A 10,847-nucleotide genomic window follows, 5' to 3' on the forward strand; every position below is an offset into this window, starting at 1 on the left:
CCAAAGCCCCAAGCCCGCGACAAGCAAACCCGAGCAAACCCGAGCAAACCCCAAACACGCACCAGGCGCTCGACGAGCGCCCAGAAAGCGAGCAACCCATGAACATATCGAAATTCTTCATCGACCGGCCGATCTTCGCGGGCGTGCTGTCCGTGCTGATCCTGTTGGCCGGCGTGATCGCGCTGTTCCAGTTGCCGATCTCCGAATACCCCGAAGTCGTGCCGCCTTCGGTGGTCGTGCATGCGCAGTATCCGGGCGCGAACCCCAAGGTGATCGCCGAGACGGTGGCCGCGCCGCTGGAAGAGCAGATCAACGGCGTCGAGGACATGCTCTACATGCAGTCGCAGGCGAACAGCGACGGCAACCTCACGCTCACGGTCACGTTCCGCCTCGGCACCGACCCCGACAAGGCCACGCAGCTCGTGCAGAACCGCGTGAACCAGGCGCTGCCGCGCCTGCCCGAAGACGTGCAGCGCCTCGGCATCACGACGATCAAGAGCTCGCCCACGCTCACGATGGTGGTGCACCTGATCTCGCCTAGCAACCAGTACGACATGACCTACCTGCGCAACTACGCGCTGCTCAACGTGAAGGATCGCCTCGCGCGCATCCGCGGCGTGGGCGAGGTGCAGTTGTGGGGCGCGGGTGACTACGCCATGCGTATCTGGCTCGATCCGCAGAAGGTGGCGCAGCGCAATCTCACCGCGACCGACGTGGTCAACGCGATTCGCGAGCAGAACGTGCAGGTGGCTGCGGGCGTGATCGGCGCGTCGCCCAGCGTGCCCGGCACCCCGTACGAGCTGAATGTGAACGCGCGCGGCCGTCTGCGCACGGAAAGCGAGTTCGGCGACATCATCGTCAAGACGAACCCGGATGGCGGCGTGACCTACCTGCGCGACATCGCACGCATCGAGCTGGCCGCTTCCGAATACGGCCTGCGCTCGCTGCTCGACAACAAGCCGGCCGTGGCGCTCGCCATCAACCAGGCGCCGGGTGCGAACTCGCTCGCGATCTCCGACCAGGTGCGCGCGGCGATGAAGGAACTCAAGGAGGACATGCCGGCGGGCGTGGACTATCGCATCGTCTACGACCCCACGCAGTTCGTGCGCTCGAGTATCGAAGCCGTCGTGCACACGCTGCTCGAAGCGATCGCGCTCGTGGTGATCGTCGTGATCGTGTTCCTGCAAACGTGGCGCGCTTCCATCATTCCGCTCATCGCGGTGCCGGTGTCGATCGTCGGAACCTTCTCGCTGCTGCTCGCGTTCGGATTCTCGATCAACGCGCTTTCGCTGTTCGGCATGGTGCTCGCCATCGGGATCGTGGTGGACGATGCGATCGTGGTCGTGGAGAACGTGGAGCGCAACATCGCGAGCGGGCTATCCGCGCGGGACGCGACCTACAAGGCGATGCAGGAGGTGAGTGGGCCGATCATCGCAATTGCGCTAACGCTCGTGGCCGTGTTCGTGCCGCTCGCGTTCATGAGCGGCCTCACGGGGCAGTTCTACAAGCAGTTCGCCATGACCATCGCGATCTCCACGGTGATCTCGGCGTTCAACTCGCTCACGCTTTCACCCGCGCTTTCGGCGCTGCTTCTGCGCGGCCACGATGCGAAGGAAGACTGGCTCACGCGCGTGATGAACCGCGTGCTCGGCGGCTTCTTTCGGCGCTTCAACAGGCTGTTCCATCGCGGTTCGGAAAGCTACGGGCGCGGCGTGCATGGCGTGCTGCGCCACAAGGGCGCGATGCTCGCGATCTACGTTGTGCTGATCGGCGCGACCGTGCTGATGGCGCGCGTGGTGCCGGGCGGCTTCGTGCCCGCGCAGGACAAGGAGTATCTGATCGCGTTCGCGCAGTTGCCCAACGGCGCCGCGCTCGACCGTACCGAGAACGTGATTCGCGACATGAGCGCGATCGCGCTCAAGCAGCCCGGCGTGGAAAGCGCCGTGGCGTTCCCGGGCCTTTCGGTGAACGGGTTCACCAATAGCTCGAGCGCGGGCATCGTGTTCGTCACGCTCAAGCCGTTCAAGGACCGCAAGGGCAAGGCGCTTTCGGCGGGAGCGATTGCGGGCGCGCTGAACCAGCAGTATGCGGGCATCAAGGATTCGTTCATCGCGGTGTTCCCGCCGCCGCCGGTGCTTGGCCTCGGCACGCTCGGCGGCTTCAAGATGCAGTTGGAGGATCATGGTGCACTGGGTTACGAGGCGCTCAACCGCGCGACACAGGACTTCGTCAAGCGCGCGGCGCAGACGCCGGAGCTGGGCCCGACGTTCTCGAGCTACCAGATCAACGTGCCGCAACTGAACGTGGATCTGGACCGCACGAAGGCCAAGCAACTGGGCGTACCGGTCACGGACGTCTTCAATACGATGCAGATCTATCTTGGCTCGCTCTACGTGAATGACTTCAACCGCTTCGGGCGCGTGTACCAGGTGCGCGTGCAGGCCGATGCGCCGTTCCGCCAGAAAGCCGACGACATCCTGCAACTGAAGACGCGCAACGCCGCGGGCGAGATGGTGCCGCTCTCTTCGCTCGTGACGGTCACACCCACGTATGGTCCGGAAATGGTGGTGCGGTACAACGGCTACACCGCCGCCGACATCAACGGCGGCCCGGCGCCGGGCTACTCGTCGGGCCAGGCGCAGGCCGCGGCCGAACGCATCGCGGCAGAAGTGTTGCCGCGTGGTGTGAAGTTCGAATGGACCGACCTCACGTATCAGCAAATCCTTGCCGGCAACTCGGGCATCTGGGTGTTCCCGATCAGCGTGCTGCTCGTGTTCCTCGTGCTCGCCGCGCTCTACGAGAGCCTGACGCTGCCGCTCGCCGTGATCCTGATCGTGCCGATGAGCGTGCTGTGCGCGCTGACCGGCGTGTGGCTCACGCAGGGCGACAACAACATCTTCACGCAGATCGGCTTGATGGTGCTCGTGGGCCTCGCCTCGAAGAACGCGATCCTGATCGTCGAGTTCGCGCGCGAGCTGGAGCACGACGGCCACACGCCGCTCACGGCGGCCATCGAAGCGAGCCGGCTGCGTTTGCGCCCGATCCTGATGACGTCCATCGCGTTCATCATGGGCGTCGTGCCGCTCGTGCTCTCCAGTGGCGCGGGCTCCGAGATGCGTCATGCGATGGGCGTGGCCGTGTTCTTCGGCATGCTGGGCGTAACGGCGTTCGGTCTGCTGCTCACGCCGGTGTTCTATGTGGTGCTGCGCACGATCGCGGGCGGCAAGATCCATGTTGCGCAGAAGGACAATGCGCGCAGCCCGCAGCCGATGGTCGATGCCTGAGGCGCAATACGGGAGAATGATAAAGATGACTAACTATTCAGTCTTGCGCGAGAACGCGCGCAGCACGCACTCCGGCTGGCGTCTCGCGCGGGTCGCGACCGGCGTCGCGCTGCTCGCCTGGCTCGCGGCGTGCTCGGTCGAACCGACCTACAAGGCCCCCGACGCGGGCGTGCCCACGGCATTCAAGGAGGCGCAGCAAGCGCCTGCGGGCCCGCACGACGTGGGCACGTGGACGCCCGCGCAGCCCGCCGACGACGCCCATCGCGGCGAATGGTGGACCGTGTTCGGCGACCCGACGCTCGACAAGCTCGAACAGCAGGCGCTCGATGCGAACCAGGACCTGAAGGCGGCCGCTGCGCGCGTGCAGCAGGCGCGTGCCGTGACGCAGGCCGCGCGCGCTTCCTGGTTCCCGTCGTTCGATGCGGGCTTTGGCCCGACCTACGAGCGGGCTTCGCCGGCTTCGCAATACCTGCCGCAGAACGCGAATGTGCCGGCACAAACGCTCTGGCGCGCACAGGCCACGGCGAGCTACGAAGCCGACCTGTTTGGCCGCGTGAGCTCGAACGTGCACGCGACGCAGGCGGACGCCCAGCAAAGCGAAGCACTGTTCCGCTCCGTGCAACTCGCGCTGCAGGCCGATGTGGCGCAGAACTACTTCCAGTTGCGCCAGTTCGACTCCGATGTCGATTTGTACCGCCGCACGGTGGCGCTGCGCGAAGACGCGCTCAAGCTCGTCGAGCGGCGCTTCAAGGAAGGCGACATCAGCGCGCTCGACGTGGCCCAGGCGCGCAACGAACTCGCGAGCGCGCGTGCCGATGCGGTAGGTGTCGCGCGCCAGCGCGCGGCTTCGGAGCATAGTCTTGCAATCTTGCTCGGCATGGCGCCCGCGGACTTCAGCTTTCCGGAAACGCCGCTCGCGCCGGTGCTCGTGCATGTGCCGCCGGGCCTGCCTTCCACGCTGCTCGAACGCCGTCCCGACATTGCCGCGGCCGAGCGCGCGATGGCGGCCGCAAATGCGCGTGTGGGCCTCGCGAAGTCGGCGTTCTTCCCGAAGCTCGACATCACGGGTGCTTTCGGCTATGAGTCGGCCACGCTCGGCGATCTGTTCATGTGGTCGAGCCGAGCGTTCCTGCTTGGCCCGTTCGCGGGCACGGCGCTTACGGTGCCGCTGTTCGACGGCGGACGCCGCAAGGCGAATCTCGCGCAGGCGCGCGCGAAGTACGACGAAGACGTCGCGCAATACCGGCAACAGGTTCTCGTGGCCTTCCGCGAGGTCGAAGACAATCTCTCCGACCTGCGCTTGCTCGACGACCAGATCCACGAGCAGAACGATGCGGTGAGCGCATCGCAGCAGTCGGCGCATCTCTCGCGCACGCAGTATGAGGAGGGCGAGGTGAGCTACCTGAACGTGATCGACAGCGAGCGCACGGTGCTCGTATCGCAATTGCAGGCGAGCCATCTGGAGGGCTCGCAAGCCGTTGCGACCGTCAATCTGATCCGCGCGCTGGGCGGCGGGTGGGGCGACGCGAAGCCCGGCGACGCCGTTCCACCGCCCGCTCCGCTCGCCGCGCGCTGAGACTTGCCGAAGGTCGTTGAAGCCCATTGACGCCCGCTAAAGCCTGCTGAAGCCCGCCAAAGCCAGGCTAAACCCGCCAAGGGCCACCAAGGCCCGCAAAGGCCGGCCGAAGAAGCCTGAGCAGGCTCGCGCCGCGCCGCCGGTACCGCCGCGCACATATCGTGCGCGGCGATTTCCTTTGCGCAATCCGTTCGTAGACCACGCGCTGCCGCGCCCCTATCATCGTTTGGACCCATCTGGAGCAAGCGCGATGGGCGGCGTGGCGCCAGCCGCGCGCAGGCGTCTTGTGCGTCCACCCCATCGCGTCGCTCCTCACTGAACGAAGTCCAACTTCCATTCGAGGACCGCGATGAATCGTGCCGTGCGCGCCGTTGAGCGCCTTTCCTTTTTTCAGCGTTTCGGCCTGCTAACCGTGTTGGCCGTGACGCTTGCAGCAGCGACGCTTCCCGCGCACGCGGACACCCCCACGCTCAAGGTCGGCATCGCCACCACGCCGCAAACGCCCGCACTGCAGGAAGCGGCCCGCGAGGCGAAGGCACAGGGCGTGGATGTGAAGATCATCGAGTTCACCGACTGGAACACGCCCAACGCCGCGCTGGCCAACAAGGACATCGACGTCAATTACTTCCAGCACACGCCGTTTCTGGAAAACGCCGAGAAACAGGGTGGGTACAAGTTCGTGGCCATCGCGCCGGGCACGATCATGAAGATCGGCCTCTATTCGAAGAAGGTAAAGCGATTCGAAGACCTGAAGGATGGCGCGACCGTGGCCATCGCGAACGATCCCGTGAACGGCGGACGTGGCTTGTTGCTGCTGCAGCGAGCCGGCCTCATCAAGCTCAAGCCCGGCGTGGATTATCGCGCCACGACGCTCGATATCGTTTCCAATCCGAAGCACCTGAAAATCGTGCAGCTCGAAGCGTCGCAACTCGCGCGTTCGCTCGATGACGTCGATCTTGCCCAGGGCTACCCGAGTTTCATCAAGCTTGCGGGCACGATCGATCCGAATAGCGCGCTGCTGTTCGACGGCGTCGAGAACAAGGCGTTCGCGCTCCAGTTCGTCGTGCGGCCCGAGAGCGTGAACGATCCGCGCATCCGCAAGTTCATCGACATCTATCAGCATTCGCCGGCCGTGCGCAAGGAACTCGACAAGGCCTTCGGCAACCTCTACGCGGTCGCGTGGTAAGCGGCGCGCGCGATTCATGCACGAGGAGCAACGATGATGAAATGGTTCAGGACGGCGCGCTTCATCGAGGCGGGCCCGGCGGCGGGCGAGGCGGCGCGCAATGCCGATGCCGCGCCGCCCGCAGTGGTGTTCGAGCAGGTTGGCAAGGTCTATGCGGGCGCGCAAGCAAAAGCCCCGCAGGCGGCGCTTTCCGGCGTCGATCTGCAGGTGGCGCGCGGCGAGGTGTTCGGCATCATCGGGCGCAGCGGCGCAGGCAAGTCCACATTGCTGCGGCTCGTGAACGGCCTCGAAAAGGCCACCGGCGGGAGCGTACGGGTGAATGGCGTCGACGTCGGCGCGCTCGATGAACGCGCGCTCGTAGCGCTGCGGCGGCGCATCGGCATGGTGTTTCAGCACTTCAACCTGCTTTCGGCGAAGACGGTGTACGAGAACATTGCACTGCCGCTGAAAATCGCGGGCGTGCCCAAGGCGGCGATCGAGGCACGCGTGAGCGCGCTGCTCGATCTCGTTGGCCTGAGCGAGCGTCGGGATGCATGGCCCGCGCGTCTTTCGGGCGGTCAGAAGCAGCGCGTCGGCATTGCGCGCGCGCTCGTGCACGAGCCCGATATTCTGCTTTGCGACGAGGCGACGTCTGCGCTCGATCCGGAAACCACGCGCGCCATCCTTGCACTGCTTCGCGACATCAACCGGCGGCTTGGCGTCACCATCGTGCTCATCACGCACGAGATGGAGGTGATACGCGATGTGTGCGATACGGTCGCGGTGATCGAACGTGGCGAAGTGGTCGAGCAAGGACCGGTGTGGCGTGTGTTCGGCGATCCGCAGCACGAGGCGACGCGCGCACTGCTGCATACGCCGGGCCACGAGCTGCCCGACGATCTGGCCGCTCGCCTGAACGGTTCGCCGCAAGCGGGCGCGCACGCGCTGTTCGACGTGCGCTTCACGGGCGAAGCCGCGCAGGAGCCCGAACTCGCGGCGCTGGCACAGGCGTTCGGTGCACAGGGCGTGCGCTTCGTACATGGCGGCATCGAGCGAATCCAGGGGCGCGCGCAAGGACGGCTCGTCGTATCGGCGCCGGTAGGTAGCGCCGACGAGGCCGGCACGCTCGCCGTGCAAGCGCGCCGGCACGCTTGCCGCGTGGAGGTGCTCGGCTATGTCTGATCTGTGGATTTCCGAGCTGATCGATGGCATTCGAGATACCTTGCTGATGGTCGGCGTATCGGCTATCTTCGCACTCCTGATTGGTATTCCGATCGCGTTGCTGCTGGTGACGACCGCGCGCGGCGGCATCTTCGAGCGCCCCGCGCTCAACACGACCCTGGGCGCCGTCGTCAACGCGTTCCGCTCGACGCCCTTCATCATCCTGCTGGTCGCGTTGCTGCCGCTCACGCGTTTTCTCGTTGGCACGACCATTGGCGTGTGGGCGGCCGTGGTGCCGCTCTCCATCGCGGCGATTCCCTTCTTTGCGCGCGTGGCCGAAGTGAGCCTGCGCGAAGTCGATCGAGGCCTGATCGAGGCTGCTCAGGCGATGGGCGCACAGCGCCGCCATATCGTATGGCATGTGCTGCTGCCCGAGGCGCTGCCCGGCATGCTCGGCGGCTTCACGATTACGGTGGTGGCAATGATCGGCTCCTCGGCGATGGCGGGTGCCGTCGGCGCGGGCGGCCTGGGCGATCTCGCGATACGCTACGGCTATCAGCGTTTCGACACGACGGTCATGGTCACCGTGATCGTGCTGCTGATCGCGATCGTCGCGGCCGTGCAGGCCACGGGCGACCTGCTCGTGCGGCGTCTTTTGCGGCGAACTTGAGAGGCGCAGGCGTTCGACATGACGCGCGCAGCCCCCGCTGCGCGCTTCGCTTTTTGGGCATTTCACTCGGGAAATACGGTTATGGACGAAGCACTGCGGCCGCGCGAGCGGGAACAGGAGGCGCGTTTCGCGGCGCTGCTGGAAGCATTGCGCGCGAATGCGGCGCAACGCGACCTGGCGGGCGGCCACGCGGCGGCCGAAAAGCAACATATCGCCGATGCGGGGCTGCTCACGCTCGCGGTGCCGCGAGAGTTCGGCGGCCAGTTCGGCGGGAACGGTGTGCGCTGGAGCGAGGTCTACGCGACCATCCGCGCGATCGCGCGTGTCGACAGCGCGCTGGCGCATCTGCTCGGCTTTCAGTACCTCCAGGTGGCGAGCATCGAATTGTGGGGCAGCCCCGCGCAGCGCGCGGACTGGCTGCAAGGCACCGTCGAGCACCGCTGGTGGTGGGGCAATGCCGTGAATCCGCTCGACACGCGGCTCGTTGCGCAGCCAGACGGTGCAGGCGGCTGGCGCCTGCACGGCAGGAAGGGATTTTGTTCGGGCACCTATGGTTCGCAGATGATGACCGTGAGCGCGCACGACCCCGCGACGGGCAACCCGGTATTCGCGGTCGTGCCCACCGCGCGCGCCGGCATTACCGTGCACGACGACTGGGACCCGATCGGCCAGCGTCAGACCGATAGCGGCACGGTGTCGTTCGACAACGTGGAAGTGCGCGCCGCGGAGGTCCTGCAGCGGCCGGATACGCCGCGGGCCACGCTACGCACGCTCGTCTCACAAGGTGTGCTAATGAATCTCTTCGTGGGTCTCGCGCAAGGCGCGCTCGAGGAAGCGCGCGCCTGGGTGCTCGCGAACGGCCGGCCGTGGGTCAACGCGGGCGTGAGCCATGTGACCGACGATCCGTACCTGCAGCAGCGTTTCGGCGAGATGCGCGTCCAGTCGCTCGCGGCGGCCGTGCTGGCCGACCGCGCGGCGGCGCTGCTCGATGGCGCATGGGACGAAGGCGAGGCGCTCGGCGCCGCCACGCGTGCCGAAGTCTCGCTCGCGATTTCGGAGGCGAAGATCGTCGCGCATCGCGCCGCGCTCGAAGCCGGCGAGCAACTGTTTGAAGCCTGCGGCGCGCGCGCCACGGGCGCCGCGCTCGCGCTCGACCGTTTCTGGCGCAACGCGCGCGTGCATACCCTGCACGATCCGCTCGACTACCGCCTGCGTGACGTGGGCCGTCACGTCCTCACGCGCGAATTGCCGGAGCCGACGCTCTACACTTGAGGACCTGAACGCAGCGTGCGCAGCGTCGCGTCAACTTCGACGATCGAGCGTGCGCGCATGCTCGCATGCCTGGTGCGCGTAGTGATCCCGGCGGCGGACCTGTGGCTCGTGTGGCAGGGCTTCAGCGGGAACTGGACGGTATCGGCAGGGGAGGGTTGTTGGCGCGCGCCGGCGAGTGGGCGGTTGCGGGAAAGTGCTTCGGAAAGCGCTTCGCCGTCCGGTGCGCTCAGGCACCGGACGGTTTCGCGTCTTGGTCTCGTGTCCGGTTGACCCGGATCTGCTCTCCTACGCTTATGCAGCCTCGGCGATGCCATCTGGCGTTACGACTTCCAGAAGGTCGCTCTCGGTCTGCTCTGCGCCCCGTCGCGCTGCAGCCGCCTTCTTCGTCTTGCCGGCCCGCGACGGGGGCTGGCATGCGCCACACACGACGTTGTGCTGAAGGTCGTGGCGATGCGCGACGAATTTACCGCCGCAACGGCAGCAAGGCGTCAACTGCAGAATATCGGCATCAAAAAACCGCACCAGGGTCCATGCACGCGTGAGATCGAGCGCCGGCTCGGCTCCGCTGTGACGGCAGTGTTCCAGATACAGCCGGAACCCCTTGGTGAGCGCGTCGAGATGCGAGCAACGCGCTTCGTTCTTCAGGAACAGGTACGTGTTATAGAACAACGAGGCGTGGATGTTGGCCAGCCAGGTCATGTACCAGTCCGCCGAAAATGGCAGCATACCTTTGGGCGGCGACACGCCGCGAATCTCGCGATACAGGCGGATCATGCGGTCGCGCGAAAGCGTGAGTTCGCTTTCGAGCACCTGCATGCGCGCGCCCAGCTCGATCAGCGCGATCGCGCGAAACACTTCCTGGGCGTCTTCGGTGAGGCTGCGCCGCGTGGTCATGGACGTCACCCTCAGGCGAATTGGCCGGCCGGCTGACCTGCGAGCAGGATAGCCGCATGAGTGGCCGCCACGTCGGCATGCTTCGTGGTCTGCGTGAGCGCGGACAACATCGCATGGTCGTCGAAGCGGAAAAAACAGAGAAGCTGGTCGGAAGAGGCCAGCCTGACAATCTGCGCGAGCGACAGACCGCCAAGCAGATCGGCCAATTCCGACGACAGTCCCAGTCGGAACATGCCGACCGGCTTATCCTCGCGCAGCATGCGCTGCGCGAGCATCAGATACGACAAATTAATTTCGCGGATAGATTCCAGCGTCTCGCTGCTACGGTCCATTTCTCTAGTTTCCGAAGCCCCGAATTTAACCCCCCGGCGTTTTTCGCCGTTGTATCTTTTCTGGTCTTATCGTCGACCGTGGCTCATTGGTCCGGTCTGACTCTCTGATACAAGGTGTTACAACTCGTAACACCTTGGGCGGAATTGTATGAGGGCTTATCTCGAAAATCAATCCCCGCCATAAAAAAATCATTGATCGCGCACGAATAGTTTCGGTAATTTTTTCTTCCAGTTTGTTGCCGAGGTGCGACAAGGTGCCGCGCACCCTTATGGGATGGGTATCCGGCGGAAGGGCGCATCAATTGGGGATTCCAGCGGAGGGTCGATGCATGAACAACGAATCTTGCATTTGATTGGCATCAGCCTTTAGGCGAATAAAGATTTTGAAAGCATTTATAAGATTAGGTAAGAAATGCCCAATGCAGAATTAATACGTATGAAGATACAAATGTAACATCTACTCCGACCCCTTGATGCGGCTTCCACGAGGGGG

The 10,847-nt window shown here is 65.1% G+C and carries 8 protein-coding genes; 6 read left to right on the top strand and 2 right to left on the bottom strand.

Annotated features, from left to right (window positions below; all coding sequences use genetic code 11):
• Positions 1-98: 98 nt before the first annotated feature.
• From VMJ11_RS11360 to VMJ11_RS11385, 6 genes are all read left to right on the top strand, one after another.
• Positions 99-3,284: an efflux RND transporter permease subunit gene (locus VMJ11_RS11360; protein ID WP_325619516.1), complete on the top strand. Its 3,186-nt coding sequence runs from the start codon at positions 99-101 to the stop codon at positions 3,282-3,284.
• A 25-nt stretch (positions 3,285-3,309) separates the two neighbouring features.
• Complete coding sequence (locus VMJ11_RS11365) at positions 3,310-4,860, top strand: efflux transporter outer membrane subunit (RefSeq protein WP_325619517.1); 1,551 nt, start codon at positions 3,310-3,312, stop codon at positions 4,858-4,860.
• 349 nt (positions 4,861-5,209) lie between these two features.
• A complete protein-coding gene (locus VMJ11_RS11370) occupies positions 5,210-6,046 on the top strand; it encodes a MetQ/NlpA family ABC transporter substrate-binding protein (protein ID WP_325619518.1) in 837 nt (278 codons plus the stop codon).
• A gap of 33 nt (positions 6,047-6,079) precedes the next feature.
• On the top strand, positions 6,080-7,207 hold the full coding sequence (locus VMJ11_RS11375) for a methionine ABC transporter ATP-binding protein (RefSeq protein ID WP_325619519.1): 1,128 nt from the start codon (positions 6,080-6,082) through the stop codon (positions 7,205-7,207).
• Positions 7,200-7,856 (top strand): methionine ABC transporter permease, encoded by a 657-nt coding sequence (locus tag VMJ11_RS11380; protein WP_325619520.1) that lies wholly within the window; start codon positions 7,200-7,202, stop codon positions 7,854-7,856. The genes VMJ11_RS11375 and VMJ11_RS11380 overlap by 8 nt, the downstream gene beginning before the upstream one ends.
• Before the next feature lie 81 nt (positions 7,857-7,937).
• Positions 7,938-9,128: an acyl-CoA dehydrogenase family protein gene (locus tag VMJ11_RS11385; RefSeq protein WP_325619521.1), complete on the top strand. Its 1,191-nt coding sequence runs from the start codon at positions 7,938-7,940 to the stop codon at positions 9,126-9,128.
• A gap of 291 nt (positions 9,129-9,419) precedes the next feature.
• Here the strand turns inward: VMJ11_RS11385 and flhC are convergent, their stop codons facing one another.
• Both flhC and flhD read right to left on the bottom strand, forming a co-directional pair.
• Positions 9,420-10,022 carry a flagellar transcriptional regulator FlhC gene (gene flhC, locus VMJ11_RS11390; RefSeq protein ID WP_325619522.1) on the bottom strand — a complete coding sequence of 201 codons (603 nt, stop codon included), beginning with the start codon at positions 10,020-10,022 and terminating at the stop codon, positions 9,420-9,422.
• 11 nt (positions 10,023-10,033) lie between these two features.
• Positions 10,034-10,354 carry a flagellar transcriptional regulator FlhD gene (gene flhD / locus VMJ11_RS11395; protein ID WP_158953059.1) on the bottom strand — a complete coding sequence of 107 codons (321 nt, stop codon included), beginning with the start codon at positions 10,352-10,354 and terminating at the stop codon, positions 10,034-10,036.
• Positions 10,355-10,847: the final 493 nt, after the last annotated feature.

Source organism: Paraburkholderia sp., assembly GCF_035501035.1.
Classification (GTDB): domain Bacteria; phylum Pseudomonadota; class Gammaproteobacteria; order Burkholderiales; family Burkholderiaceae; genus Paraburkholderia.

What these genes read in the sequence shown, in the direction of transcription:
- VMJ11_RS11360 (WP_325619516.1), top strand. Translation starts at nt 99, where the DNA reads ATGAACATATCGAAATTCTTCATCGACCGGCCGATCTTCGCGGGCGTG.
- VMJ11_RS11365 (WP_325619517.1), top strand. Translation starts at nt 3,310, where the DNA reads ATGACTAACTATTCAGTCTTGCGCGAGAACGCGCGCAGCACGCACTCC.
- VMJ11_RS11370 (WP_325619518.1), top strand. Translation starts at nt 5,210, where the DNA reads ATGAATCGTGCCGTGCGCGCCGTTGAGCGCCTTTCCTTTTTTCAGCGT.
- VMJ11_RS11375 (WP_325619519.1), top strand. Translation starts at nt 6,080, where the DNA reads ATGATGAAATGGTTCAGGACGGCGCGCTTCATCGAGGCGGGCCCGGCG.
- VMJ11_RS11380 (WP_325619520.1), top strand. Translation starts at nt 7,200, where the DNA reads ATGTCTGATCTGTGGATTTCCGAGCTGATCGATGGCATTCGAGATACC.
- VMJ11_RS11385 (WP_325619521.1), top strand. Translation starts at nt 7,938, where the DNA reads ATGGACGAAGCACTGCGGCCGCGCGAGCGGGAACAGGAGGCGCGTTTC.
- flhC (WP_325619522.1), bottom strand. Translation starts at nt 10,022, where the DNA reads ATGACCACGCGGCGCAGCCTCACCGAAGACGCCCAGGAAGTGTTTCGC.
- flhD (WP_158953059.1), bottom strand. Translation starts at nt 10,354, where the DNA reads ATGGACCGTAGCAGCGAGACGCTGGAATCTATCCGCGAAATTAATTTG.